This is a genomic window from Streptomyces sp. NPDC102406, from assembly GCF_044765725.1.
GTDB lineage: Bacteria > Actinomycetota > Actinomycetes > Streptomycetales > Streptomycetaceae > Streptomyces.
On record NZ_JBIWKP010000004.1, the window covers coordinates 166,426 to 190,739 of the forward strand.

General features: G+C 72.3%; 24 protein-coding genes. 14 read left to right on the top strand and 10 right to left on the bottom strand.

Features of this window, described 5'->3' with window-relative positions; genetic code table 11:
- Positions 1–216: 216 nt before the first annotated feature.
- From ACIRF8_RS18800 to ACIRF8_RS18820, 5 genes are all read left to right on the top strand, one after another.
- On the top strand, positions 217–1,710 hold the full coding sequence (locus ACIRF8_RS18800; protein WP_404216937.1) for an SDR family oxidoreductase: 1,494 nt from the start codon (positions 217–219) through the stop codon (positions 1,708–1,710).
- Between the two features lie 121 nt (positions 1,711–1,831).
- On the top strand, positions 1,832–2,416 hold the full coding sequence (locus tag ACIRF8_RS18805; protein WP_404216228.1) for a sigma-70 family RNA polymerase sigma factor: 585 nt from the start codon (positions 1,832–1,834) through the stop codon (positions 2,414–2,416).
- The gene (locus ACIRF8_RS18810; protein ID WP_404216230.1) at positions 2,413–3,159 is read left to right on the top strand and encodes an anti-sigma factor domain-containing protein; all 747 of its coding nucleotides are present in this window, start codon (positions 2,413–2,415) and stop codon (positions 3,157–3,159) included. Before ACIRF8_RS18805 ends, ACIRF8_RS18810 begins: the two co-directional genes overlap by 4 nt.
- 57 nt (positions 3,160–3,216) lie before the next feature.
- Entirely contained in the window at positions 3,217–4,812 is a 1,596-nt protein-coding gene (locus tag ACIRF8_RS18815; protein WP_404216232.1) for a molybdopterin-dependent oxidoreductase, read from the top strand.
- Between the two features lie 127 nt (positions 4,813–4,939).
- Positions 4,940–5,590 (top strand): fasciclin domain-containing protein, encoded by a 651-nt coding sequence (locus ACIRF8_RS18820; RefSeq protein ID WP_404216234.1) that lies wholly within the window; start codon positions 4,940–4,942, stop codon positions 5,588–5,590.
- Between the two features lie 101 nt (positions 5,591–5,691).
- Here ACIRF8_RS18820 and ACIRF8_RS18825 read toward each other — a convergent pair whose 3' ends face one another.
- Positions 5,692–5,904 (bottom strand): hypothetical protein, encoded by a 213-nt coding sequence (locus tag ACIRF8_RS18825; RefSeq protein ID WP_404216236.1) that lies wholly within the window; start codon positions 5,902–5,904, stop codon positions 5,692–5,694.
- 208 nt (positions 5,905–6,112) lie between these two features.
- Here ACIRF8_RS18825 and ACIRF8_RS18830 point away from each other — a divergent pair, with 208 nt between their 5' ends.
- The 4 genes from ACIRF8_RS18830 to ACIRF8_RS18845 all read left to right on the top strand — a co-directional run bounded on the left by ACIRF8_RS18830 (position 6,113) and on the right by ACIRF8_RS18845 (position 9,841).
- Positions 6,113–6,829 carry an MIP family channel protein gene (locus tag ACIRF8_RS18830; RefSeq protein ID WP_404216238.1) on the top strand — a complete coding sequence of 239 codons (717 nt, stop codon included), beginning with the start codon at positions 6,113–6,115 and terminating at the stop codon, positions 6,827–6,829.
- Between the two features lie 68 nt (positions 6,830–6,897).
- Positions 6,898–7,662: an alpha/beta hydrolase gene (locus ACIRF8_RS18835; protein ID WP_404216240.1), complete on the top strand. Its 765-nt coding sequence runs from the start codon at positions 6,898–6,900 to the stop codon at positions 7,660–7,662.
- A 109-nt stretch (positions 7,663–7,771) separates the two neighbouring features.
- Entirely contained in the window at positions 7,772–7,975 is a 204-nt protein-coding gene (locus ACIRF8_RS18840) for a cold-shock protein (RefSeq protein ID WP_363193868.1), read from the top strand.
- 144 nt (positions 7,976–8,119) lie between these two features.
- On the top strand, positions 8,120–9,841 hold the full coding sequence (locus ACIRF8_RS18845) for a PP2C family protein-serine/threonine phosphatase (RefSeq protein WP_404216242.1): 1,722 nt from the start codon (positions 8,120–8,122) through the stop codon (positions 9,839–9,841).
- A 6-nt stretch (positions 9,842–9,847) separates the two neighbouring features.
- On the opposite strand, the gene ACIRF8_RS18850 is transcribed toward ACIRF8_RS18845, so the two are convergent.
- The 4 genes from ACIRF8_RS18850 to ACIRF8_RS18865 all read right to left on the bottom strand — a co-directional run bounded on the left by ACIRF8_RS18850 (position 9,848) and on the right by ACIRF8_RS18865 (position 11,587).
- Positions 9,848–10,246 (bottom strand): VOC family protein, encoded by a 399-nt coding sequence (locus tag ACIRF8_RS18850; RefSeq protein ID WP_404216244.1) that lies wholly within the window; start codon positions 10,244–10,246, stop codon positions 9,848–9,850.
- 38 nt (positions 10,247–10,284) lie between these two features.
- Positions 10,285–10,563, bottom strand: coding sequence for a hypothetical protein (locus ACIRF8_RS18855; protein WP_404216246.1), 279 nt, complete (start codon positions 10,561–10,563; stop codon positions 10,285–10,287).
- Positions 10,564–10,660: 97 nt separating this feature from the next.
- Positions 10,661–10,921, bottom strand: a complete 261-nt coding sequence (locus tag ACIRF8_RS18860; RefSeq protein WP_404216248.1) for a WhiB family transcriptional regulator — start codon at positions 10,919–10,921, stop codon at positions 10,661–10,663.
- 84 nt (positions 10,922–11,005) lie between these two features.
- Complete coding sequence (locus ACIRF8_RS18865) at positions 11,006–11,587, bottom strand: cysteine hydrolase family protein (protein WP_404216250.1); 582 nt, start codon at positions 11,585–11,587, stop codon at positions 11,006–11,008.
- 334 nt (positions 11,588–11,921) lie between these two features.
- On the opposite strand from ACIRF8_RS18865, the gene ACIRF8_RS18870 reads away from it, so the two are divergent.
- The 4 genes from ACIRF8_RS18870 (at position 11,922) to ACIRF8_RS18885 (ending at position 16,294) form a co-directional block, all read left to right on the top strand.
- On the top strand, positions 11,922–14,300 hold the full coding sequence (locus tag ACIRF8_RS18870; protein WP_404216252.1) for a phosphoketolase: 2,379 nt from the start codon (positions 11,922–11,924) through the stop codon (positions 14,298–14,300).
- On the top strand, positions 14,288–14,845 hold the full coding sequence (locus ACIRF8_RS18875; RefSeq protein WP_404216254.1) for a DUF6328 family protein: 558 nt from the start codon (positions 14,288–14,290) through the stop codon (positions 14,843–14,845). Before ACIRF8_RS18870 ends, ACIRF8_RS18875 begins: the two co-directional genes overlap by 13 nt.
- 26 nt (positions 14,846–14,871) lie before the next feature.
- On the top strand, positions 14,872–15,840 hold the full coding sequence (locus ACIRF8_RS18880; protein WP_404216256.1) for an LLM class F420-dependent oxidoreductase: 969 nt from the start codon (positions 14,872–14,874) through the stop codon (positions 15,838–15,840).
- A gap of 70 nt (positions 15,841–15,910) precedes the next feature.
- A complete protein-coding gene (locus ACIRF8_RS18885; protein ID WP_404216258.1) occupies positions 15,911–16,294 on the top strand; it encodes a hypothetical protein in 384 nt (127 codons plus the stop codon).
- Positions 16,295–16,309: 15 nt separating this feature from the next.
- On the opposite strand, the gene nrfD is transcribed toward ACIRF8_RS18885, so the two are convergent.
- From nrfD to ACIRF8_RS18910, 5 genes are all read right to left on the bottom strand, one after another.
- Positions 16,310–17,209 carry an NrfD/PsrC family molybdoenzyme membrane anchor subunit gene (gene nrfD / locus ACIRF8_RS18890; protein ID WP_404216938.1) on the bottom strand — a complete coding sequence of 300 codons (900 nt, stop codon included), beginning with the start codon at positions 17,207–17,209 and terminating at the stop codon, positions 16,310–16,312.
- A 56-nt stretch (positions 17,210–17,265) separates the two neighbouring features.
- A complete protein-coding gene (locus ACIRF8_RS18895; protein WP_404216260.1) occupies positions 17,266–18,099 on the bottom strand; it encodes a 4Fe-4S dicluster domain-containing protein in 834 nt (277 codons plus the stop codon).
- Positions 18,096–21,341: a formate dehydrogenase gene (gene fdh / locus ACIRF8_RS18900; RefSeq protein WP_404216262.1), complete on the bottom strand. Its 3,246-nt coding sequence runs from the start codon at positions 21,339–21,341 to the stop codon at positions 18,096–18,098. The genes ACIRF8_RS18895 and fdh overlap by 4 nt, the downstream gene beginning before the upstream one ends.
- A gap of 23 nt (positions 21,342–21,364) precedes the next feature.
- Complete coding sequence (locus tag ACIRF8_RS18905) at positions 21,365–21,592, bottom strand: hypothetical protein (protein WP_404216264.1); 228 nt, start codon at positions 21,590–21,592, stop codon at positions 21,365–21,367.
- A gap of 112 nt (positions 21,593–21,704) precedes the next feature.
- Positions 21,705–23,720 carry an ATP-binding protein gene (locus ACIRF8_RS18910; protein WP_404216266.1) on the bottom strand — a complete coding sequence of 672 codons (2,016 nt, stop codon included), beginning with the start codon at positions 23,718–23,720 and terminating at the stop codon, positions 21,705–21,707.
- Between the two features lie 164 nt (positions 23,721–23,884).
- On the opposite strand from ACIRF8_RS18910, the gene ACIRF8_RS18915 reads away from it, so the two are divergent.
- Entirely contained in the window at positions 23,885–24,259 is a 375-nt protein-coding gene (locus ACIRF8_RS18915; RefSeq protein WP_404216939.1) for a PPOX class F420-dependent oxidoreductase, read from the top strand.
- The last annotated feature ends 55 nt before the right edge of the window (positions 24,260–24,314 follow it).

Below are 24,314 nucleotides of genomic sequence, written 5' to 3' on the forward strand. Positions count from 1 at the left end.
CCCGGCCGCCCCCCCCCCCCGCCCCGGGGGGGGGGGGGGGGGCGGCCCGCGCCCCCCCCCCCGCCGCGGGGGGGGGGGGGGGGGGGGCCGCCCCGCCCCCCCCCCCCCCCCCCCCCCCCCCCCGCGGGGCGGCGTCCGGCATCGCCGGACTGGCGGAGCCGGGCCTGACATCACAGGGTGGAGGCGTCAGCAGCGAACGAAGGAGTGGTCGTGGAGATGGCCGACGGCGGAATGCGCACGCTGGTGACCGGCGCGAGCGGTTACATCGGCGGCCGACTGGTACCCGAACTGCTCGCCGCCGGACACCGTGTGCGCTGCCTCGCCCGCACCCCCGGGAAACTGCGCGACCACCCGTGGGCCAAGGACACGGAGATCGTGCGCGGTGACGTCATGGACGCCGCCTCGGTCGCCGCCGCGATGGAGGGCGTGGACGTCGCCTACTACCTCGTGCACTCGCTCGGTTCCGGTGACGGCTTCGAGCGGACCGACCGCGAGGCCGCGCGGATCTTCGCCGAGGAGGCCCGCCGGGCCGGGGTGCGGCGCATCGTCTATCTCGGCGGCCTCACCCCGGCGGGCGTGCCGATCCGCGAGCTGTCGCCGCATCTGCGCTCACGGGCCGAGGTCGGCCACATCCTGCTCGCCTCCGGGGTGCCGACCACGGTCCTGCGGGCCGCCGTCATCATCGGCTCGGGCTCCGCGTCGTTCGAGATGCTGCGCTACCTGACCGAGCGGCTGCCGGTGATGGTGACGCCGAGCTGGGTGAGCACCCGGATCCAGCCCGTCGCGGTGCGGGACGTGCTGCGTGTGCTCGTCGGCAGCGCGACGATGCCGTCGCGGATCAGCCGCGCCTTCGACATCGGCGGCCCCGACGTGCTCACCTACCGGGACATGATGGTCCGGTACGCGGCGGCGGCGCGGCTGCCCCGGCGTCTGCTGCTCCCGGTGCCCATGCTCAGCCCCGGCCTGTCCAGCCGGTGGGTCGGTCTGGTGACCCCCGTCCCCGCCTCCATCGCCCGGCCGTTGTGCGAGTCCCTGCGCCATGAGGTCGTCTGCCACGAGCACGACATCGCCGAGTGGGTGCCGGACCCGCCGGGGGCACCGATCGGTTTCGACGAGGCCGTCGCGCTCGCCCTGCGCCGGGTCCAGCAGGCCCAGGTCGCCACGCGCTGGTCCTCGGCCTCGCTGCCGGGCGCGCCGAGCGACCCGCTGCCCACGGACCCGGACTGGGCGGGCGGCAGCCTCTACACCGACGAGCGGGAGCGCCTGGTCGACGCCGAGCCGAGCCGGCTGTGGGACGTGGTGGAGGGCATCGGCGGTGAACACGGCTGGTACTCCTTCCCCCTGGCCTGGGCGGTGCGCGGCTGGCTCGACCGGCTGGTGGGCGGCGTCGGACTGCGCCGGGGGCGGCGCGACGCGGCCCGGCTGCGGGCCGGTGACTCGCTGGACTTCTGGCGCGTCGAGGAGATCGAACCGGGCCGGCTGCTGCGGCTGCGGGCCGAGATGCGGCTGCCCGGACTCGCCTGGCTCGAGCTGTCCGTGGAGCCGGTCGACGGCGGCCGGTCCCGCTACCGCCAGCGGGCGCTGTTCCACCCCCGGGGCCTGGCGGGGCAGGCGTACTGGTGGAGTGTGGCGCCCTTCCATTCCGTGGTCTTCGGCGGCATGGCCCGCAACATCGCCGCCGCCGCGGAACGCGGTCCCGCCCGTTCCTGACGCCCTTTCCGCGCGCGCGGAAAAGATGTACGTCCGCGGACCCATCCGCCCTCCCTCCGGCTCCGTATCACCAGTGCGCACGTGTTCTCGTGCGCACTGGTCCTAGTCGGAGGTCGTCAACGTGAAGGAAGCCGTCCGCATCGGCCCCGCACCCGGGACCGGGCCCGGCCTCGAGGAGCTCATGGCCGAGGTGGCCAAAGGGGACAAGGACGCGTTCTCCTCGGTGTACGAGGCCGTGGCGGGCTCCGTCCTCGGGGTGGTGCGCGGTGTCCTGCGGGACCGCGCGCAGTCCGAGGAGGTGGCGCAGGAAGTGCTCGTCGAGGTGTGGGGCAAAGCGGCCCACTACCGCACCGACCGCGGTACGGCGATCAACTGGGTGCTGACGCTGGCGCACCGCCGCGCCGTCGACCGGGTCCGCTCGGTGGAGTCCGCCGCCGCGCGGGACCACAAGGCGGCCCTCCTGGAGCGGACGCCGGAGTTCGACGAGGTGACCGAGGCGGTGGAGAGACGTCTGGAGCACGAACAGGTGCGGCGCTGTCTGCGGACGCTGACGGAACTCCAGCGCCAGTCCGTGTCCTTGGCCTACTACCGCGGCCTCACCTACAGTCAGGTCGCCGAACTGCTCGCCGTGCCGCTCGGCACCGTCAAGACGCGGCTGCGCGACGGACTGATCCGGCTGCGCGACTGCCTTGGGGTGAGCGCATGACCGCCGAACTGCACACACTGACCGGGGCCTACGTCCTGCACGCCCTCGACCCCGGCGAACGCGCCGAGTTCGAGCGGCATCTCGCCGCGTGCCCCGCGTGCGCCCAGGAGGTGCGGGAGCTGTCCGCCACGGCGGCCCGGCTCGGCGGCGCCCTCGCGCTTCCACCGCCCGAGGGTCTCAGGGAGGCGGTGCTGCGCCGGATCGACACCGTGCGCCAGGAGTCACCGCGTACCTCCGCGGACCCGGTGGCCGGGGCGGTCCGTCGTGGCCGCGGCGTGCCGGCCTGGGCGCTGGCGGCGTGCCTGGCGGCCGTGGCCGCGCTCGGCGGGACGACGGTGTGGCAGCACATGGAAGCCCGGGAGGCGCGGCAGGAAGCCCGGCAGACGCAGCAGGCGACGGACCGGGTGACCGACGTCCTCGCGGCGCCCGACGCGAGAAGCAGCAGCGCGCGGCTGGCGGGCGGCGCGAGCGGTACGGTCGTCGTCTCCGCGTCGCGCGACAGGGCCGTGTTCGTGGCCGCGTCCATGGCGCCGCCCCCACGGGGCAAGACGTACCAGTTGTGGTTCGACGACGGCGGCACGATGCGGCCCGCCGGGCTGATGGATCCGGGGCGGACGGCGCAGGCCGTCCTCATGGACGGTGCGGTGGGCGCCGCCTCCGGCATGGGCGTCACGGTCGAGCCGGTGGGCGGGTCGCGGCACCCGACGTCGAAGCCGGTGGCGCTGATGCGGCTGCCCGCCTGACCGGGGCATCGGGGTGAACGACCAATCCGGGCGGGGCGCGGGGACGGATTCCCGCACATGGACGACATCACACAACGGCCGCCGCGCCGCCTCACCCGGCTGTCGCTGGGGGCCCTGAGCGGTCTGCTGGCCGGGTACGCGGCGATCGCCGTCGCAGAACTCCTCTCCGCCGCCGTACGTCCCGAGTCGGGGCCGGTCGTCGCGGTGGGCGGCGCGGCGATCGACCGCACGCCGCCGGGGGTCAAGGACTGGGCGATCCGCGAGTTCGGCACGGACGACAAGCTGGTGCTGCGGCTCGGCATCCTCGCCGTACTGACCCTGCTGGCGCTCGCCCTGGGCGTGCTGGCCACCCGGTGGCGGCTGCCCGGATCGCTCGGCGTTCTGGCGTTCGGCGCCGTCGGCGGCCTCGCCGCGGTGGGGCGGCCCGACTCGACGAGCCCGGTCGACGCCCTGCCGTCCGTCGTCGGCGCCGCGGTCGGGGCCGGCACCCTGTTCTGGCTGGTCGGTCGCCTGGCACCGGTCGGCGGGACGCGCGGGCGGACCGCCACCACCGGGGAGGCGGGGTGGGACCGGCGCGGCTTCCTCGTCGCCGCCTCCGCCACGGCTGCCGCGTCCACCGGTGCGGGTCTGGCCGGCCGGGTGCTCGGCGCGTCCCGGGGGCGGGACGCGGTGGCCTCTCGCGGGCGCGTCGTCCTGCCTTCCCCGGCGTCGAGGGCCGCGCCCGTGCCCCGCGGTGCCGCACCGCGGATCGGCGGCGTCAGCCCGTTCATGACCCCGAACGACGCCTTCTACCGTGTCGACACCGCCCTGACCGTGCCGAGGATCGACGCCGCGCACTGGCGGTTGCGCGTCCACGGCGAGGGAGTCACGCGCGAGCTGACCGTCTCCTTCGACGACCTGCTGCGGATGCCGCTCGTCGAACGCGACATCACGCTGACGTGTGTCTCCAACGAGGTGGGCGGCCCGTACACGGGCAACGCCCGCTGGCTCGGTGTCCGCCTGGCCGACCTGCTCCGGCGCTGCGGGGTGCGACCGCCGTCGGAGGGCGGCTCCGCCGACCAGCTCGTGGCCCGCTCCGTCGACGGCATGACCATCGGCAGCCCCGTCGAGGACGTGATGGACGGCCGTGACGCCCTGCTCGCCGTCGGCATGAACGGACAGCCGCTGCCCTTCGCGCACGGCTTTCCCGTCCGCATGGTGGTGCCCGGCCTCTACGGTTACGTCTCCGCCTGCAAATGGATCAAGGAGATCGAGCTGACCACCTTCGACGCGTACGACTCCTACTGGGTGCAGCGGGACTGGGCCCGGCGCGCCCCGGTCAAGACGCAGTCACGGATCGACACGCCGAAGCCGTTCGCCCGCCCGGGCAGCGGCACCGTCATGATCGCCGGAGTCGCGTGGGCCCAGCACCGCGGTATCGGCGAGGTCGAGGTACGGGTCGACGACGGTCCCTGGCAAGAGGCCCGGCTCGCCGCCGAGGACAGCCGCGACACCTGGCGCCAGTGGTCGATCCCGTGGCGGGCCACCAAGGGGACGCACACGCTGACCGTCCGGGCCACCGACCGCACCGGCGAGACCCAGACCGAGGAACGCGCCCCCACCATCCCTGACGGAGCGTCGGGATGGCACTCCGTGGTGGTCACCGTCGACTGACCACGCCGTCCACTCCGCACCGCTTCTCACTCTTACGGGTGCTCGACCAATCCGGACGGCGCACCATTCCGGATTCCCCGCGAGGAAGGCAGATCGCCTTCGTGAAGCACCCCGTCGAGGAGTTGCCATGCGTACCCGAATCCGTCGTATCGCCGTCGCCGTCACGATCGGCGCCGTCCTGCCGCTGACCCTGACCGCCTGCTCCGACAGCGACTCCAAGGACAAGGCGTCCGACAGCGCTTCGGCCGGTTCCTCCAAGAGTGCGGACGCGGTAAGCCCTTCCGGCTCGACGGGGACCATGAGCGAGCCGTTCGGTCCGGCCTGTTCCTCGGTGCCCGAGGACGGTGCGGGGTCCTTCGACGGCATGGCCAAGGATCCTGTCGCCACGGCCGCCTCCCACAACCCCGCACTGTCCACGCTCGTGTCGGCGGTGAAGAAGGCCGGCCTCGTCGACACCCTCAACAACGCGCAGAACATCACGGTGTTCGCTCCCACGAACGACGCCTTCGCCAAGATCCCCAAGGCCGACCTGGACAAGGTCCTCAACGACAAGGCGACGCTGACCAAGATCCTCACGTACCACGTGGTGGGTCAGGAACTGGCGCCCGAGGACCTGACGAACGGCTCGTTCGAGACGCTGGAGAAGTCGAAGCTGACCACCGCGGGCTCCGGCGAGTCCTACAAGGTCAACGACACGGCCGACGTGGTCTGCGGCAACGTCGAAACCGCCAATGCCCGCGTCTACCTCATCGATTCCGTGCTCATGCCCAAGAGCTGACGCTTGCGCGCACCGCCGCCGCGGCTCCCGAAGGCCGGACGTCAGGACGGGCGTCCGGCCTTCGCGGTCGTGTCGCGGCGCCGGGGTTCATGGACGGGCTCTCACTCGGCGTCCTTGCCCATCGCTCCGAGGACCGCCTGACGCGCCTCGTAGAAGTCGGCGTCCGAGACACCGGGGTCGTCCTCCACCTCGTTCAGCCATTCCTCCATCTCCTCGGGCTGCCACTCGCCGAAGCCCCGGGGGATGTCGATCGTCGTGGTGCTCGCACGCAGCCGCTCCATCGCAGCGGCCTCCTGGACACTGCGAGTGCTCACCTCGGTCACCGCGCCACGTCCTTCCGTCTCTGTAGGGGAACGGACGGGCGACCTTGCCAGACACACCCCGGATGTGTCCAAAACAGCCCGTCGCACCCGGCGACTCACCCGTTCGGCCCCGCATCACGGCTCCCGGCGGGCGCCCGTACCGCGCCGGGCCAAGGCTCGTCTTACGACTGGTCCCGACGTGGTGGTGAGGGTGGTGGCGATGCGTACGAGAGCGTTGGCTTCCGAGTTCCTGGGAACTCTGCTCCTGGTCTTCTTCGCCGTGGGCTCCGCTGTCCTGGGGGTCGAGTTCATCGGCACCCTCGGCATCGCACTGGCCTTCGGCTTCACGCTCCTGGCGCTGGCGTACGCGCTCGGTCCCATCTCCGGGTGCCACGTGAACCCCGCGGTGACCCTCGGCATGCTGTGCGCGCGCCGTATCGACGTGCGCACGGCGGTGGGTTTCTGGGTCGCCCAGTTCGTCGGTGGCATCGCCGGAGCGGCTCTCCTGTTCCTCCTGGCCAAGCAGGTCCCGGGCTTCCACGCGAAGGGCGCCTTCGGCAGCAACGGCTACGGGGACCGGTCGGCGGTGCACATCAACACCGGTGGCGCGTTCCTCGCCGAGGTCGTCCTCACCTTCCTCCTCGTGTTCGTGGTGCTGGCGGTGACGCACCGGGTCGCCGTCGTCGGCTTCGACGGACTGCCCATCGGAATCGCCCTCGCCGTCATCCACCTGGTCGGCATCCCGCTGACCGGCACATCGGTCAACCCGGCGCGCAGCCTCGGCCCGGCCCTGTTCGCCGGTGGTCCCGCCCTCTCGCAACTGTGGCTGTTCATCGTGGCGCCGCTGGTCGGCGGCGTACTCGCCGCGCTGGCACACCGGGTGACGCACCCGGTGGGCGAGGACCGCATGATCGCCGACGAGGTGGCGGCGGCCTGACCGCGCTCCCCCGGCGGGCGTTACCGTGGCGGCTTCACGGCCACCACGGGAACGGACGCAGCCCCACCATGTACGAGATCACCGTCACGCGCGATGTGCCCTACGCCGTCGGCGCGGGCGGCCCTGACCAGCACCTGGACGTCTTCCGGCCGTCGACGGGGGCGCCCGCTCCGCTCGTCCTGCTCTGGCACGGGGTCGGCCCGGACGAGAAGGACGTCATGGGCACGCTCGCCGAGCAGGTCGCACGCCGCGGCCAGGTCGTGGTCGTGCCCGACTGGCGCGCCGACGCCCCGGACGGCGGCCGGGCCCATCTCCTCGCCTCGCTCGCCTCCGTGCGCGAGCACGGCGCCGTCTGGGGCGGGGACCCGGAGCGAGTCGTCCTGGCGGGCTGGTCGGCCGGGGCGGGCGCGGCCGTCGGTGTCGCCCTGCACCCGGAGCTGGTGGCGGGGTGGCGGCCCGCGGCCGTGGTGGCGATATCCGGCCGCTACGACGTGCCCGCCCGCACCACGGGGCGGCCTCCGCTGGACAGCCTCGGGACGACCCGTGCGCACCCCGTTCCCGTGCGGCTCGTGCACGGCCGCGCCGACGCGCTGGTGCCCTCGCGGCACTCCGAGGAGTTCGCGGCCCGGCTCCGGGAGCAGGACTGGGACGCCAATCTGGCCCTGCTCGACACGGACCACGCGGGCACGATCATGACCACGTACGACGCCGCTCTCGGCAGGCCCCGCCCGGGCGGGGCGCCCGACGTGGAGCGGGCCGGACACCGCACGGCCGACCTGTGCGCGGGCGCCGGACAGCATCCCGCGCGAGTACGTCCGAAAAGGCTGGTGTGACGGCGTTCGAACAGGGGTAGGACGGTGCAGGGCCGGTCTGATCATGGGACAGGCCCACTCCATCCCCGCCCGTCTCCGAGCCGGGCGAAAGAAGACGAAGGACAGCAGTATGGCCAGCGGCACCGTGAAGTGGTTCAACTCCGAAAAGGGCTTCGGCTTCATCGAGCAGAGCGGCGGCGGACCTGACGTGTTCGCCCACTACAGCAACATCTCCGGCAACGGCTACCGTGAACTCGTCGAGGGCGAGACGGTCACCTTCGACATCACCCAGGGCCAGAAGGGCCCCCAGGCCGAGAACATCGTGCGCGGCTGAACCACCACGGAACACCGACGGAGCGGGGCGGTGACCACACGGTCGCCGCCCCTCTCCGCGCCCCGCGGAGACGGCCGTCGCCGGATACCGCCACCTGGCGGAGGCCGGCTGGCCGTCTAAGCCCCCCGCGCCGATCGTGTTCGTATGTCCGACGCCCCTTCCAGACGCGACGCACGCTCACGCCTGGAACTCCAGGCGATCCGCGCCCTGTTGGAGGCACAACGGCGGCGCATCCAGACATACGTCGAACTCCAGTGGGGCTCCGCCTCGGTGCCCGACTCGGTCCCCGACGTGTCCCAGGCTCCACCACCGCCCGCGGGGCTCGACGTGCTCGACGCGCTTCCCACGCCCGCTCTGCTGGTGGCCCCCCTCCTCGGTGAGGACGGCGAGATCCGGGACTTCCTCTACGTCGGCGGGAGCGCGCCGGCCCGGGCCTACGGAGCGAGCCGCCTGCCCGAAGCCGCTCTGCCGCGCTGGTCCGGCCCGGTGGCGCTGTTCGAACGGTTCCCCGCCCTCGCCGCCAGCGCCCTGCCCGCGATGCTGGCCCGCGCCCACCACGACCGGACACCCCAGGGCCCGGAGACGGTCGAATGGCTCGTGGAAGCTCCCTCCGGCCCGGTGCGGCTGCACGACGAGGTGCGGGTGGCTCCCTGCGGCGCTCATCTGCTCATCACGTGGCAGAGCGGCCAGCGGACGCGCATGGCCGCCGACGCCCAGCGGCTGATGCGGACCTGCTGGGCCGAGTGGAACCTCGGTGATCAGCATGTCGAGCCGTCCCGCGGATTCCGCGACGTGCTCGGTCTGCCGGAGAGCGCGCCGGTGCCGACCCTCTCCGAGCTGGCGGACACCGTCACCAGCGGCAGCCTGCCCCGGCTGTACCAGATCCTGTACGACGTGATCCTGCGCAAACGCACGACGGAGTGCGAACTGTGCCTGACCGGCGCCGGTGAGCGGGTGTTCCGCATGGTCGCCGAACCGGTGCGCATCGCCCCCGGAAGCCTGGTCTGGGCGCTGCGGGCGGTGCTCATCGACGTCACCGCCGAACGCCGTCGCCGGGAGAGCGCCGAATGTGCCGCCCGCGAGGCGCAGCGGCAGCTCGAACGCGTGGAGGCCGTCACGGAGGTCGCCGATGTGCTGCGCGACGTGGTCCTCCCGCACTTCCAGGGGGAACTCGCCTCGTTCGGCCTCGACGCGGCCGCCGTCTACCGGCCCGACGCGCGTGAGGCCCGGGTCGGCGGCGACTGGTACAAGGCCCGCAAGCTGCCCGACGGGCATCCGCTCATCGCGCTGGGCGACGCGCGCGGGCACGGTCTGGAAGCCGCCACGCTCATGGCCAAACTGCGCTACGCGCTGGCCGGGCTGGCCTACACCGAGCAGCCCGTGGAGCGCCTGACGCAGTGGCTCAACGAGGTGGCCTGCGCGGACGGCAACGAGTCGACGGCGACGGCGATCATCGCCCGCTACCACCCCGAGCACGCCTTGCTGCGCTGGACGTGCGCCGGTCATCCGCGCCCCGTCCTGGTCAGGAACGGGGTCGCCACGCAACTGCCCGATCCGGTCGGCGGCCCCGGCCTGACGCTGGGTGTCCTGCCGAGTACGACCTATGTCGCGGCGACCGCGACCCTGGAGGTCGGCGACATCGTCCTGATGTACTCGGACGGTCTGACCGAGCAGCGCGACTCCGACCCCGACCAGGACACCCGGCGCTTCCTCACCGCCGCGGAGCGGTGCTTCGCCGAGGCGCCGCCGGTCGGTGGCCACGAGGCTCTCCAGGACTACGCCGAACGGGTCGTCGCGCGGCTCGACGGGCCGCACCGCACGGACGACGCCACCTTGCTGGCCCTGCGCCGCATCACCACCGGCTGACCCCCGTCAGGACGGCGGGCCGCCGCTGCCGCTCGGGGCGCTGCTCAGGTCGACGACGCAGAAGATGTTGTCGTCGGGATCGGCGAGGACCACGAAGTCCGGGTCGGGCGGATAGAGGTCCCAGGGGACGGCCTTCGCGCCCAGGCCGATCAGCCGCTCCACCTCCGCCCGTTGTTCCTCCGCCGTCTCCGTGAAGAGGTCCAGGTGGAGGCGGGGGTGCGGTTCGGCGGGCGACTCGCTGCGCATGAGGGCGAGGGCCCGGCCGGAGCCGTCGGCGTGGTGGAGGGTCCGCCACGTCTCGCTCTCCCACTCCTCGGCGACGACGAGGTGCAGCGCCTGCGTCCAGAAGGCGACCGCGCGCGGGATGTCGGTCACTCCGATGACGGGGAATCCGAGTCTCAGCATGCGAGGAGCCTAGGGCCTTGGGCCCGGCCAGGTGTAGATCACTGGGCGTCCGGTTGCGTGGAGTCCAGGGCCTCGTTGCGCGTCTCGTAGATGGCGGTCACCTGCAGCAGTTGTTCCTCGCTCAGCTCAGGGAGGAGGTCCCTGTCGGTCAACAACTCCTGCTGTTCGTGCGCCAGTTGTCCGAGGCGTTCGGCGTCGGGGACGGCGGCGCGCCGGTGCTGTCGGATTCGGTCCTCGTAGCGTGCGAGCAGACTGTTCAACGCTTCCTCGGCGCGTACGCGGGGCGCCGGGAGACCGGTGTCGTGGGCTTCGTCCATGGGATCCATCATCACCGGTGGAGGTGGTGCGCGGCCGGGCGGGGCCGTCGTGCCGGTCTTCGTGTCGGCCGGAGCACGGGCCGCCTGGTCGGGCGGGTCATCCGGCGTGCGCCTCCTGGCGGACCCTGCGGCGCCAGGCCCGCAGCATGGGGGCGCGTTCGTGCTCCGAGGTGCCGCCCCAGACGCCGGTCGTCTGCCCCGTCCGCAGGGCCCACTCCAGGCACGCGTTCCTGACCGGGCAGCGCTCGCACACCGCCTTCGCCTCATGGACGTCCTGGAGCGCGGGGCCGCTGTGCCCCACGGGGAAGAACAGTTCCGGGTCCTCGCCCACGCATGCCGCTCCGTCGAGCCACTCCATTGTCTTCTCCCTCTCAGTCATCAGGAGCGGCGCGGGTACCCATGACGACGGAGGGCCAATCACCCGGTGCCGTCTCGATCCTGCTCAGTCCTGGAGATCCGGGGCGCGGCGGCCGTCCTTGTCGCCGAAGGCCACGTCCTGGCCCGCGACGATCTGCGCGCCCATGTTCCGGCGCATCATCTCCAGTGCGGCGTCGGCCAGTTGGGGGTGGATGTGCGCGACGGCGTCGGAGACCACGGTCACGTCCAGGTGGCGGATGTGGGCGTCGAGGGCGGAGTACAGCACGCATTGCTCGGTGACCTGGCCGCACAGGATCACCTGGCCCGCGCCCAGTTCCCACAGCAGATACGTCAGCGGGGTCTCGTAGAAGATCGAGTGCCGGGCCTTCAGCACGAAGAGGGCCTGGTCGTCCGGCTTGATCGGTTCCACGAGCTCGGCGTGCGGGCCCGCCAGCGCCTCGTCGACGAGTTCACCCTGATGGGACCGCCACTGCCCGAAGTTGTCGTTGACGTAGATCACCGGGACGCTGTGGGCACGCGCCTCCCGGATCAGGTCGGCGACGACGGGCACGATCTTGCGGGCCGAGGGCAGGAGCTGGTCCGCGTCCGGATGGTCGTACGTGTTGATCATGTCGATGACGATCAGGGCACACGGTTGCTGTTCCATGGCTCAGCGGCTCTCCTCGTGCTCGGCTCCACAACCAGGCTGGTCACACCTGGCGCCGCCCCGCCACAGGACGGCCTACGCCGACGATCACCCCGGGTACCCCGGAGGCGCTCACGCGATGCGCGCGGACGCGCAGCACGTGCGTCCACCATCCGCGCAGGTCACGATGGGAAACGACGGGAAATTCAGGTGAGTGCCGTCGGCGTGTGTGGGAACGCGGTGAGGTGCGGGTCCCGGCAGACGAAGCGGTCGAAACGGCCGAAGCAGCCATACTGGGCCCGTCAGCAGCAGCATCCGCCCGATGACGCCCGCCGACACGGTTCTGGAGCATTCGATGACTACGGCCGACCGAGACGCCCCGGTGCTGGACGCCGACGAACTGCGTGCGCTGGACGCCCATTGGCGCGCCGCGAACTACCTGGCCGTCGGCCAGATCTATCTGATGTCGAACGCGCTGCTGCGCGAGCCGCTGCGCCCCGAACACGTGAAGCCGCGCCTGCTGGGGCACTGGGGCACCTCCCCCGGCCTGAACCTCGTGTACACGCACCTGAACCGGGTGATCAAGCAGCGCGAGCTGGAGGCCCTGTGCGTGTGGGGCCCCGGACACGGCGGCCCCGCCGTGCTCGCGGGCGCCTGGCTGGAGGGCAGCTACAGCGAGATCTACCCGGACGTGACCCGCGACGAGGCGGGCATGACCCGGCTGTTCAAGCAGTTCTCCTTCCCCGGCGGCGTGCCGAGCCATGTCGCCCCCGAGGTGCCTGGCTCGATCCACGAGGGCGGCGAACTCGGCTACTCCCTCGCGCACGCCTACGGGGCCGCCTTCGACCACCCGAACCTGCTCGTCGCCTGCGTGGTCGGCGACGGTGAGGCGGAGACGGGTCCGCTGGCCGCGTCCTGGCACTCGGGCAGGTTCCTCGACCCGGTGCACGACGGCGCCGTCCTGCCGATCCTGCACCTCAACGGCTACAAGATCGCCAACCCGACCGTGCTCGCCCGGATGCCGCACGACGAACTCGACGCACTGCTGCGCGGCTACGGCCACCTCCCGCTCTACGTGGAGGGTGACGACCCCGCGCAAGTGCACCAGGCCCTGGCGCGCGCCCTCGACCGGTCGCTCGACCTCATCACCGACCACCAGCGGGCGGCCAGGACCGGTGAGGCGGCCGGGCCCGTGCGCTGGCCCATGATCGTGCTGCGGACCCCGAAGGGCTGGACCGGACCCGGCGAGGTCGACGGCGTACCGGTGGAGAACACCTGGCGCGCCCACCAGGTCCCCCTCCCCGAGGTCCGTGAGAACCCCCAGCACCTCGCCCAGTTGGAGAGCTGGCTGCGCTCGTACCGGCCCGAGGAACTCTTCGACGACGACGGCGGTCCGACGGAGCCGGTGCTGGCCTGCGTGCCGGAGGGCACGCGTCGCCTGGGTTCCACGCCGTACGCCAACGGCGGCCTGCGCCTGCGCGCCCTGCCCCTGCCGCCCCTGGAGGACTTCGCCGTGCCGGTCGAGAAGCCCGGCGCCGCGGCCCACTCCCCCACCCAGCTCCTCGGCGACCTCCTCGCGCGCCTGATGGCCGACACGGCGCGCGAGCGCAACTTCCGGCTGGTCGGTCCGGACGAGACGGCGTCCAACCGGTTGCAGTCCGTCTACCGGGCGACCGGCAAGGCCTGGCAGGAAGGCCTGCTGCCCGTCGACGAGAACCTGGACCCGCACGGCCGCGTGATGGAGGTCCTCTCCGAGCACCTGTGCCAGGGCTGGCTGGAGGGCTACCTGCTGACGGGTCGCCACGGTCTCTTCTCGTGCTACGAGGCGTTCGTCCACATCGTCGACTCGATGGTCAACCAGCACATCAAGTGGCTGAAGACGTCGGCGGAACTGCCCTGGCGCGCCCCCGTCGCCTCGCTCAACTACCTGCTCACCTCACACGTCTGGCGCCAGGACCACAACGGCTTCTCGCACCAGGACCCCGGCTTCGTCGACCACGTCCTCAACAAGAGCCCGCACATCGTCCGGGTGTTCCTGCCGCCGGACGCCAACTCGTTGCTGGCGGTGGCCGACAACGCGCTGCGCAGCCGCGACCACGTCAATGTCATCGTCGCGGGCAAGAACCCCGGCCCCGACTGGCTCTCCCTCGACCAGGCGCGCGCCCACTGCGCGCGGGGGGCCGGTGTGTGGGACTGGGCGGGCACCGAGCGCGGCGACGGCCCCGACGTGGTCCTGGCCTGCGCGGGCGACGTGCCCACGCAGGAGGTCCTGGCGGCGGCCGGACTGCTGCGCCGGCATCTGCCCGAGCTCGCCGTGCGGGTCGTGAACGTCGTCGACATGACGACCCTCCTGCCCGCCTCCGAGCACCCCGACGGCATGAGCGACGCCGAGTACGACGGCCTGTTCACCCGCGACAAGCCGGTGGTCTTCGGCTATCACGGCTACCCGTGGCTCATCCACCGCCTCGCCTACAAGCGGGACGGTCACGACAACGTGCATGTCCGCGGTTACAAGGAGTCCGGCACCACGACCACGCCGTTCGACATGGTCGTCCGCAACGACCTCGACCGCTTCCGCCTGGTCATGGACGTCATCGACCGCGTGCCCGGGCTCGCGGTGCGCGCCGCCGAGACCCGGCAGCGGATGGCGGACGCCCGCACGAGGCACCACCGCTGGATCCGCGAGCACGGCACGGACATGCCCGAGATCGTGGAGTGGCAGTGGCCGGGCTGAACAAGCGGGACGGGGCCGATGGGGCCGGTCGCCGGCACGGCCGGCGGGAGACCGTCGAGGAGAAGGCCGACCGGCAGTGGGCGGAACTCGTCCAGGAGCTGCGGGTCGCCCTGACGGGGGTGCAGATCCTCTTCGGATTCCTGCTCACCGTCGTGTTCACACCCCGCTTCACCGAACTCTCCGACACCAACCGCACCATCTACATCGTCACGGTGGTCATCGGGTCGGCCGCGACCGGGGCCCTGATCGGGCCGGTCGCGCTGCACCGGCAGATCTCCGGGCGCCGGATCAAACCGCAGGCGGTGCTCTGGTCGTCGCGCCTCACGTTCGTGGGCCTTCTCCTGCTCCTCGCCACCCTGACCTCGGCGTTGTTCCTGATCCTGCGCGTCGCGACGCACGACGGGCTCACGCCGCTGCTCGTCGCGGGGGTGCTCGCCTGGTACCTGCTCTGCTGGTTCGTCCTGCCCGTCTACGTCCGCAGACGGCACACCGAGGAGGAACACGACACCGACGACGCCCCACACGCCAACGACGCCCCGCGTTGAACCTCAGAACGAATTTGGAGGCGACCATGGTGGACATCGGCTACACGATGATGACCGAGCAAGCCGGACCCCGGGACCTCGTACGCCACGTCGTGGCGGCGGAGGAAGCGGGCTTCGACTTCTCCGTCACGTCCGACCACTACTCCCCCTGGCTGGCCGAACAGGGCCACTCCCCCTACGCCTGGGCCGTGCTCGGCGCCGCCGCCCAGGCGACCTCGCGCATCCCCCTGATGACCTATGTGACGTGTCCGACCACGCGTTACCACCCGGCGGTCGTCGCGCAGAAGGCCGCCACGCTGCAACTGCTGTCGGAGGGCAGGTTCCGACTCGGCCTCGGCTCCGGCGAGAACCTCAACGAGCATGTGGTGGGCGGCGGCTGGCCGGCACCGGCCGTGCGCCTGGAGAAGTTCGAGGAGGCCGTCGGCATCATCCGCGCCCTGCTCGACGGCGAGGAACTCACCCACCACGGCCGCCACTACGAGGTCGACCGGGCCCGTCTGTGGGACCGCCCCGACACCCCGCCCCCGATCGGCGTGGCCGTGTCGGGCCCCGCCTCCTGCGCGTTGGCGGGCCGCGTCGCGGATCTGGTCATCGCCACCGAACCCCGCGGTGACCTGCTCGACGCCTTCGACCGCGCGGGGGGCAGCGGCAAGCCCCGCGTCGGCCAGCTTCCCGTCTGCTACGACCCCGACCGGTCGGCGGCCGTCAAACGCGCCCACGAACAGTTCCGCTGGTTCGCGGGCGGCTGGCGGGTCAACGCCGAGCTTCCCCACCCCGTCTCGTTCGCCGGGGCGACCGAGCTGGTGTCCCCCGAGGACGTCGCCAAGACGATCCCGTGCGGCAACGACGTCACCGAGTTCGTCGAGGCCGTACGGCCCTACGCGGAGGCGGGCTTCACCGAGGTCGCTCTCGTCCAGATCGGCGGCAACCACCAGGACGCCTTCTTCCCCTGGGCCCAGAACGAGCTGCTGCCCGCCCTGCGGGCAGCTCTGTGACCCGAACGACCGACACGGCGACGGCCCGATCAGCGGGCCGGCCGACGACCCGATCCGGGAGATCCTTTCCATGAACAGCGCTGCCGACGACAACCACACCCTCGTCACCGTGACCCTGAGCAACTGCTCGGCCCGCGACGCCGAGTCGGTCCTCACCTACCTCACCTCGGAGTTCCCCGACCGTGCGCCCACCAAGGACGGCTCGGACGCCTCGGGGACGCCCACCACGGTGTGGACCGCCGAACTCGACGTGAGCGCCGGTTCCTCGGACGCGGCGTCCGGCTCCGCGAGCGGCGAGAAGCTGGAGGGCACCGTCTCCGTGTCCGCCCAGGGCGTCCCGCACGAGGTCGACACCGTCCGCAAGGCGCTGGGCCGGGCGTTCCAGGTCGAGGACGCGGGGTCCGCCTCCGGTGACCAGGAACTCGACGTCCAGCTCCGCCTCACCTCACGCTGACCGACACCGCCACCGTCACCGGGCCCGCCGCCGTTCGATCCGATCGCGCTGCGGGCCCACGGTGTATTTCGGGTCCTCGGCCGAGGCGACGCCCGCGTCGAAGATCCCGAAGCGGGTGCACGCCGAGCCCGCGAGCAGCGCGAGACCCGAGGCGATCGCGGCCGGTCGGCTGCGGCCGAGGGCGACGGCGCCCACGGCGCCGGTGAGGGTGAGCGCCTGCGCCGTCCGCAGCAGCGTGCCCGCCCGCCCCTGCCGGTACGTCTCGGCGACGGGGCCGAGGCGTCGCTCCGCCGCCTTCATGGCCACGGTGTCCGCGAGGGCGGCGATCCCGGCGGCGCACCGCGCGGGTGTGCTCTCGTGCGCGGGGGCGACGACGAGGGCCATTCCGGCGGCGGCGGCCGTCGCGGACGCCGTGAAGAGGTAGGGCAGTTCGCGGTGGGCGCCGTGCCAGGCGGGCACCGCCGTGTCGGCCGCGAGGACGGCGGTGTACGCGGCGACCGCGGGGCCGAGCACGGCGGCGGTGCCCGTGGCGACGGCGCCGATCTTGGGCAGCCGGCCGGTGACGGCGGTGGCCGCGGCGGCTCCGGCGGCCGGTCCGTAGGCGCTGAGCAGCCAGGAGCCCATGCTCATCGGCGAGGTGGGCTTGAAGACCCGGAGCATGTTCGCGAAACGGGACGGCCGGCCCAGATCGTGGATCAGCGCCGCGGCGGAGAGGGAGACGGCGGCCAGGGAGGACACCTTCAGGGCCTTCTCGGTGCGCGGGCGGTCGGTGAGCTGCGCCGCCGCCGCGACGACGGACCCCGCCCCGGCGAGCCCGCCGAGGAAGAAGTATCCGGCGATGTCGCGCGCCTGCCACGACGGCGGCTTGATCACGGGTCGGCCGTAGTAGGAGTCGAACTCCGCCTTCGGAACCATGAGTTGTTCGCCGCGACGGCCACGCCGCCGCGGTCCCGCCGACCGGTCCTGAGCCGTCATCGCTGCCTCCTGCCGACCGCCGCGAAGGAGACCGCGACGCCTCCGAGGAGCGCGAGCGCCGCCCCTGCGGCGTGCTTCCACATGGCCGGCAGGTCACGGGTGGTGACCACGGGGTCCGGTGGCAGCCCGTACACCTCCGGGCGGTCCAGGAGCAGGAAGAAGGCACCGTCCCCGCCCACACCGTCCTCGGGGTCGTGCCCGTACAGATGGGCCTCGGGCACGCCCGCCTCATGGAGTTCGTCGACGCGCAGCGCCGCCCTCTCCCGCAGTTCGTCGAGGGGTCCGAACTGGATGGAGTCCGTGGGGCACGCCTTGGCACACGCCGGTTCCTGGCCAGCGCCCAGACGGTCGTAGCACATCGTGCACTTGAAGACGCGGCCGTCGGTGGGGCGCTGTTCGATGACGCCGTAGGGGCAGGCAGGGACGCAGTACCCGCAGCCGTTGCAGATGTCCTCCTGCACCACGACGGTCCCGAACTCGGTGCGGAACAACGAGCCGGTGGGGCACACGTCGAGGCAGGCGGCGTGGGTGCAGTGCTTGCAGACGTCCGACGACATCAGCCAGCGCATGTCCGTCCCGGACGACCCGGGCGCGCCGGGCGCGCCGTCCACGACGGGTAGTTGGGTACGCCCCTCGGGTGCGGGCTGTTCGATGAACGCGACGTGCCGCCAGGTGGAGGCGCCGAGCGCCTGCGTGTTGTCGTACGACATCCCGGTCAGTTCGAGGCCGTCCTCGGGGATGGCGTTCCACTCCTTGCACGCCACCTCGCAGGCCTTGCATCCGATGCACACGGACGTGTCGGTGAAGAACCCGACCCTCTCCTCGCTCATGCGCGGGTCTCCGTTCCGGTGGTCTCGGTGATCCCCGCGCGGCGCCGGTACTCCGCCACCAGGCGCGGCAGTTCGGGCCCGCGGGGGCGGCGGCCCGGGCGGATGTCGGCGGTGAGCGCCTTGACCTCCTGGATGTGCGCGTTGGGGTCGAGGGTGATGCCGGAGAGTTCGTTGGCGGCGTCGCCGGTGACCACGCCGTTGGGCCCCCAGTGGAAGGGCAGGCCGATCTGGTGGACGGTGCGGCCCTGCACCGTCAGGGACTTGATGCGGTCGGTGACCATGACGCGGGCCTCGATGGCGTTGCGCGCGGTGACGATCGTGGCCCATCCGCCGTGTTCGAGTCCGCGCTCGGCGGCGAGCTGCGGGGACAGCTCGCAGAACAGTTCCGGCTGGAGCTCGGACAGGTACGGCGACCAGCGGCTCATGCCGCCCGCCGTGAAGTGTTCGGTGAGCCGGTGCGTGGTCAGGATGTACGGGTAGACGTCGGCGCCGGGCTCGGTGCCGCTGGGGTGGTAGCGGTTGCCCTCGCGGGGCATCACCTCGCGCACCGGGGAGCGCGGGGTGCGCGGGTAGAGCGCGTTGGTGAAGGGCGAGTCCTGCGGCTCGTAGTGGGCGGGCAGCGGGCCGTCCTCCAGGCCCGCGGGCGCGTACAGCCAGCCCTTCCCGTCGGCCTGCATGATGAAGGGGTCGTCACCGCGCAGGGCGTCGGGGCCGCTCGCGTCCTTGTCGGGTACGTGGTCGGGGGCGCGGTCGGGCACGAAGTCGGGGACGTCGTAGCCGGTCCAGCGTCCGGCCTCTGGGTCCCACCAGACGTGGGCCTTGCGCTCGCTCCACGGGGTTCCGTCGGGGGCGGCGGAGGCCCGGTTGTAGAGGATGCGGCGGTTGGCGGGCCAGGCCCAGGCCCATTCGGCGGCCACCCAGTCCTGTTCCTGCTGTGGCTTCTTGCGGGCGGCCTGGTTGATGCCGTCGGCGTACACGCCGCAGTAGATCCAGCAGCCGCAGGAGGTCGAGCCGTCGTCCTTCAGCTCCGTGTACGCGGACAGCGGGGCGCCGTCGGGGCCGTGGCCGTTGATCTCGGCGAGCACGGCCGCGGCGACGGGCTCCCGCAACGGCCCGTCGACGGGATAGTCCCAGGTGAGGTCGAGGACGGGGCGGTCCATCGGGTCGGTGGAACCGGCCAGCCGCTCCTTGATGCGGCGGCCCAGGTGGTACATGAACCAGAGGTCGCTGCGCGCCTCGCCCGCGGGTTCGACGGCCGCGTGGTGCCACTGGACCCAGCGGTTGGTGTTGGTGAACGACCCGGACTTCTCGGTGTGGGCGGCGGCGGGGAAGAAGAAGACCTCCGTGCCGATGTCCTCGGTGCGCAGTTCGCCGCTCTCGATCTCCGGGCCGTCCTGCCACCAGGTGGCCGACTCGATGAGCGAGAAGTCCCGGACGACGAGCCAGTCGAGCTGGGCCATCCCCAGGCGTTGCAGACGGGTGTTGGCCGAGCCGACGGCCGGGTTCTCCCCCATCAGGAAGTAGCCCTTGCACTCGCCGTCGAGCTGCGACATCACCGTCTCGTACGTGGAGTGCGAACCGGTGAGGCGCGGGAGGTGGTCGAAGCAGAAGTCGTTGTCCTCGCGGGCCGCGTCGCCGTAGTACGCCTTCAGCAGGCTCACGAAGTAGGACCGCATCTCGGCCCAGAAACCCTTCTCGGTGCGCGAGGTCCTGATGAAGCTGTCGAGGTCGATGTGCTGGTGGGCGTGGGGCATGGGCAGATAGCCCGGGAGCAGGTTGTACAGCGTCGGGATGTCGCTGGAGCCCTGGATGGAGGCGTGCCCGCGCAGCGCCTGGATGCCGCCGCCGGGGCGGCCGATGTTGCCGAGCAGGAGCTGGAGGATGCTCGCGGCGCGGATGTACTGCGAGCCGGTGGAGTGCTGGGTCCAGCCGACCGCGTACACGAAGGCGCTGGTGCGCTCGGGGCCGGAGTTGGCGGTGAGCGCGTCGCACACGCGCAGGAACGTCTCGCGCGGGACGCCGCACACCTCCTCGACCATCTCGGGGGTGTAGCGGGCGAAGTGCCGTTTGAGCACCTGGTACACGCAGCGCGGATGCCGCAGGGTCGGGTCGCTGGGCGCGTCCGGGGTGGTGCGGGCGCCGCCCGAGCCGTGGGTCTCCGGGCGGCCCGCGGAGCGGACGCGGTCCTCGTACTGTTCGTCGACCTCGCCGGTCGGTTGCTGCACCTGCGCGCCCTCGTACTGCCAACTGTGCTGGTCGTAGTGGCGCTTGTCCTCGTCGAGGCCGGAGAAGACGCCGTCCAGGTCCTCGGTGTCGCGGAAGTCCTCGCCGACCAGCGTCGCGGCGTTGGTGTAGTGCAGGACGTACTCGCGGAAGTCCTTCTCCTCGGTCAGGACGTGGTTGATGATCCCGCCGATGAAGGCGATGTCGCTGCCGGCCCGCAGCGGCACGTGGAGGTCGGCGAGGGCGCTGGTGCGCGTGTAGCGGGGGTCCACGTGGATGACGGTCGCGCCGCGGGCCTTGGCCTCCATCACCCACTGGAAGCCCACGGGGTGGGCCTCGGCGTAGTTCGAGCCCTGGATGACGATGCAGTCGGAGTGCTGCTGGTCCTGCATGAACGTGGTGGCGCCGCCGCGGCCGAACGTGGTGCCGAGACCGGCGACGGTGGAGCTGTGGCAGACGCGCGCCTGGTTCTCCACCTGGACGACGCCGAGGCCGGTCAGCAACTTCTTGATGAGGTAGTTCTCTTCGTTGTCGAGCGTGGCGCCGCCGAGGCTCGCGATGCCCATGGTGCGGGCCGTGCGCACGCCGTCCTTCTCCCATTCCCAGGTGGCGCGGCGGGTCGCGACGACGCGGTCGGCCACCATGTCCATGGCCGTCTCCAGGTCGAGCGGTTCCCAGTCGGTGCCGTGCGGGCGCCGGTACAGCACCTGGTGGTGGCGGGCCGCGCCGGTGGTCAGTTGCAGCGTCGCGGAGCCCTTCGGGCAGAGCCGGCCGCGGCTGACGGGAGAGGCGGGGTCCCCCTCGATCTGCACGACCTTCTCGTCCTTGACGTAGACCTGCTGGCCGCAGCCGACGGCGCAGTACGGGCAGACGGACTGCGTCACCCGGTCGGCGGTGTCGGTGCGCGGGCGCAGCCCGGCCGTGGTCGGCGACTTGGCCGCGCTTCCCCGGCCGAGCCGGTCGTCCCCGGTGAGCTGCCGGTAGACGGGCCAGTCACGGATTCGGTCGGTGACACCCATGGAGGCTCCTAGGCGGGGCGGGATCAGGCTGTCGGCTCGTCGGGGTCGGGGTGCTCGGGGTGCACGGTCCCGGAACCGGGTCCGCCGCGTCGCCCCGTGCCCGCCTCGTCCGTGTCGGGGACGTCGTCGCCGCGGTCCGCCTGCTCGACGGGCGCGTCGACCTGCTCGTCCCCGTCGGCCTGCTGGTCGGGCATGTCCCGGGGGACGGGCTTCCCGTCCTCGCCTGCGCCTTCGAGTCGATGATCGGTCATGGCAGCCTCCATTGTTCGTCACCCGGCACGGGTCCGCACGCCCGGTCGCGGACGCGGACTCTGGGTACCGGGTTCGGCGGAGACGAAACGTGCCGCTTCGCCGGGGCGCGGTTCAGGAGGGGGTGGGCCCGTGGAGGACGAGGGCGAGACCGTCCTCGGCGTCGTCGTTCAGGGCGGCGCGGAAGGCTTTCTCGTAGGCGTCGTTCCCGGCGGCCGTGCGGGCCTGGCGCTCCCATTGGTCCCGGACCTCGGAGAGTTCGGGGGTGCCGTGGTTCGGGTGGCCGAGCATGCGCCAGTACGTGTTCCCGGTCCCGGAGGTGCGGGCGGCTCCTATGCCGTTGCCCTGCGCGGCGTTGGCGCCGGTGAGGAGGTCGAGGGCGAGGGCGATGCCGAGGTTGTCCCGCAGGTTGTGCTTGCTGATGAGCATGGCGCGGGCGTGGCGTTCCGCGTCGTGGGGGCGGCCCTGGAGCAGGTCGATGAAGGCGAGCTGGTGGAAGGCGTAGGAGCGGGCCCAGTGTTCGCCGTAGCGCAGGCTGAGGCGGCGCAGGCCGGTGGCGGCCTCGTAGGCCTCGGCCAGTCGGCCCAGCGCGGAGTGGGCGAACGTCCGGATCACCATGCAGCACAACTGCGGCGCGCCCGCCGGGGGTGAGGTCCGGTGGGCGATCAGGGCCCGGTCGCTCACCTCGTACGCGGCCTGCGGGCGGCCTGCCATGAGGTGGGTCAGACCCAGGGTGTGGGCGGCGAAGAGGGCGGAGGCCGCTGTGCCGTCGCGCCGCGCGGCCTGCGCGCACCGCTCTCCCGTGCGCAGGGCGGCGCGGTGGTCGCCCTGGAGGGTGAGGGTGATGCCGAGGGCCCAGAGCGCGCGGGTGCGGGAGGGGCCTTCGGGGGTGTCGAGGGCGAGGACGCGTTCGAGGTAGTCGCGGGACTCGTGGAGGTGCCCGCAGCAGGGCCAGAAGAGGCCCGTGCGGCCGGCCATGTCGAGAGCGGCGTCGGGGTCCTCGGCGATGAGGTGGTCGAGGGCGGCGCGTACGTCGGTGTGGCTGTCGGACACCTTGGTGTACCAGGAGACCTGCCGGTCACTGAGCCATTCGGCCTCGGCCTGTTCCAGGAGTGCGGCGAAGTGTGCCGCGTGGAGCCGGGTGAGGGTGTCCCGCTCGCCGAGTTCGGCGAGCCACATGGCTCCGTATTCGCGCAGGGTGTCGAGCATGCGGTAGCGGGTGCCGGTGCGCTGGAGGACGGACTGGTCGGCGAGCCGCTCCAGGAGGCGCGGGATGTCGTGGTCGCTGAGGGGACCGCCCGCGCACACGGCCTGCGCGTCCGCCTCCTCGACGGGGCCGTGGAAGACGGAGAGCCGGGCCCACAGCAGGCGTTCGCGGGGCGTGCACAGCTCGTGGCTCCAGCCGATCGCGGTGCGCAGGGCCCGGTGGCGCTTGGGCCAGGCGGTCTCGTCGACGAGGGTGTCGAGCCGGGAGCTCAGGCGCTCGGCGACCTCGGTGAGGCTGAGGTCGCGCAGGCGCGCGCAGGCGAGTTCGACGGCGAGCGGGATGCCCTCCAGGCGGCGGCAGACGGCGGCGACGGTCTCGGGGGCGCCCGGTGCGTCGAGGGAGACGGCCGGGGCGGTCGACGCGCACCGGTCGCGGAAGAGGCGTACCGCGTCGGCGGCGTGGTCGTCCGTGGACAGGGGGCTGACCTCGATGCACCGCTCGCGGTGGACGCCGAGTGATTCCCTGCTGGTGGCGAGGACGGTGAGCCGGGGTGCGGCGGTGAGCAGTTCGCTCACCATGAGCCGGCTGGAGGACAGGACGCGTTCGCAGCAGTCGAGGACGAGCAGGACGTGCCGTCCGGCCAGCCATTCGCACAGCGCCTCGATGGGGGCCCGCGGATTGTGGTCCAGGAGGTCGACGGCGTCGCAGACGGTGGCGGTGAACAGCCGGTCGTCGTACAGGTGGGAGAGATCGACCCACCAGACGCCGTCGGCGTACGCGTCCCGCACCTCCTCGGCGACGCGCAGGGCCAGCCGGCTCTTTCCGACGCCGCCGCCCCCGGTGAGGGTGACCGACCGGTGCTCGGTCAGCGCCGTTTTGACGGCGCCCAGTTCGCTGACGCGACCGACGAAACTCGTCGTCATGACGGGAAGGTTGCCTACCACGGTGCCATCCTGCCGTGCCGGGGCGGGCGGCTGGATCCTCTCACGAGAAACGGCCTTAAACGATCGGCTCTGACGGCTGGACGAGCATCTTCGATCGGTCTCCGGCGCGCCGGAGGGCGCCATAGACTCCGCGGGTGACCGCCATGGACGAGATCCGACGCAGCAAGTACATCAGCCTCACGACGTACCGGAAGGACGGGACGCCGGTCGCCACGCCCGTCTGGCACGTGGCACGGGACGAGCGGGAACTGCTCGTGGTCACGCCCGCGGACTCCTGGAAGGTCAAGCGGCTTCGCAACGACAGTGCCGTGACGGTCGCCGTGTGCACGGTCCGCGGCAAGGTCGCCCCGGGCGCCGCCACCCTCACCGGCACCGCCCGCCTCCTCGACGCGGCCGGTACCGAGGCCGCCCAGTCCCTCCTCGCCAGGAAGTACGTGCTGTCCCGGGTCGGCAACGGCTTCGCCAGGCTTCTGCGCCTGCGGCGGAAACCGAACATCGGCATCGCCGTCACGCTGTGACGCCGTCTTCTGTCGGCCTTCGTCGCCGGCGTGGACAGCGGGGCCTCGGACACGC

What these genes read in the sequence shown, in the direction of transcription:
- ACIRF8_RS18800 (WP_404216937.1), top strand. Translation starts at nt 217, where the DNA reads ATGGCCGACGGCGGAATGCGCACGCTGGTGACCGGCGCGAGCGGTTAC.
- ACIRF8_RS18810 (WP_404216230.1), top strand. Translation starts at nt 2,413, where the DNA reads ATGACCGCCGAACTGCACACACTGACCGGGGCCTACGTCCTGCACGCC.
- ACIRF8_RS18815 (WP_404216232.1), top strand. Translation starts at nt 3,217, where the DNA reads ATGGACGACATCACACAACGGCCGCCGCGCCGCCTCACCCGGCTGTCG.
- ACIRF8_RS18820 (WP_404216234.1), top strand. Translation starts at nt 4,940, where the DNA reads ATGCGTACCCGAATCCGTCGTATCGCCGTCGCCGTCACGATCGGCGCC.
- ACIRF8_RS18830 (WP_404216238.1), top strand. Translation starts at nt 6,113, where the DNA reads ATGCGTACGAGAGCGTTGGCTTCCGAGTTCCTGGGAACTCTGCTCCTG.
- ACIRF8_RS18835 (WP_404216240.1), top strand. Translation starts at nt 6,898, where the DNA reads ATGTACGAGATCACCGTCACGCGCGATGTGCCCTACGCCGTCGGCGCG.
- ACIRF8_RS18840 (WP_363193868.1), top strand. Translation starts at nt 7,772, where the DNA reads ATGGCCAGCGGCACCGTGAAGTGGTTCAACTCCGAAAAGGGCTTCGGC.
- ACIRF8_RS18845 (WP_404216242.1), top strand. Translation starts at nt 8,120, where the DNA reads ATGTCCGACGCCCCTTCCAGACGCGACGCACGCTCACGCCTGGAACTC.
- ACIRF8_RS18850 (WP_404216244.1), bottom strand. Translation starts at nt 10,246, where the DNA reads ATGCTGAGACTCGGATTCCCCGTCATCGGAGTGACCGACATCCCGCGC.
- ACIRF8_RS18855 (WP_404216246.1), bottom strand. Translation starts at nt 10,563, where the DNA reads ATGGACGAAGCCCACGACACCGGTCTCCCGGCGCCCCGCGTACGCGCC.
- ACIRF8_RS18860 (WP_404216248.1), bottom strand. Translation starts at nt 10,921, where the DNA reads ATGGAGTGGCTCGACGGAGCGGCATGCGTGGGCGAGGACCCGGAACTG.
- ACIRF8_RS18865 (WP_404216250.1), bottom strand. Translation starts at nt 11,587, where the DNA reads ATGGAACAGCAACCGTGTGCCCTGATCGTCATCGACATGATCAACACG.
- ACIRF8_RS18870 (WP_404216252.1), top strand. Translation starts at nt 11,922, where the DNA reads ATGACTACGGCCGACCGAGACGCCCCGGTGCTGGACGCCGACGAACTG.
- ACIRF8_RS18880 (WP_404216256.1), top strand. Translation starts at nt 14,872, where the DNA reads ATGGTGGACATCGGCTACACGATGATGACCGAGCAAGCCGGACCCCGG.
- ACIRF8_RS18885 (WP_404216258.1), top strand. Translation starts at nt 15,911, where the DNA reads ATGAACAGCGCTGCCGACGACAACCACACCCTCGTCACCGTGACCCTG.
- nrfD (WP_404216938.1), bottom strand. Translation starts at nt 17,209, where the DNA reads ATGGTTCCGAAGGCGGAGTTCGACTCCTACTACGGCCGACCCGTGATC.
- ACIRF8_RS18895 (WP_404216260.1), bottom strand. Translation starts at nt 18,099, where the DNA reads ATGAGCGAGGAGAGGGTCGGGTTCTTCACCGACACGTCCGTGTGCATC.
- fdh (WP_404216262.1), bottom strand. Translation starts at nt 21,341, where the DNA reads ATGGGTGTCACCGACCGAATCCGTGACTGGCCCGTCTACCGGCAGCTC.
- ACIRF8_RS18905 (WP_404216264.1), bottom strand. Translation starts at nt 21,592, where the DNA reads ATGACCGATCATCGACTCGAAGGCGCAGGCGAGGACGGGAAGCCCGTC.
- ACIRF8_RS18910 (WP_404216266.1), bottom strand. Translation starts at nt 23,720, where the DNA reads ATGACGACGAGTTTCGTCGGTCGCGTCAGCGAACTGGGCGCCGTCAAA.
- ACIRF8_RS18915 (WP_404216939.1), top strand. Translation starts at nt 23,885, where the DNA reads ATGGACGAGATCCGACGCAGCAAGTACATCAGCCTCACGACGTACCGG.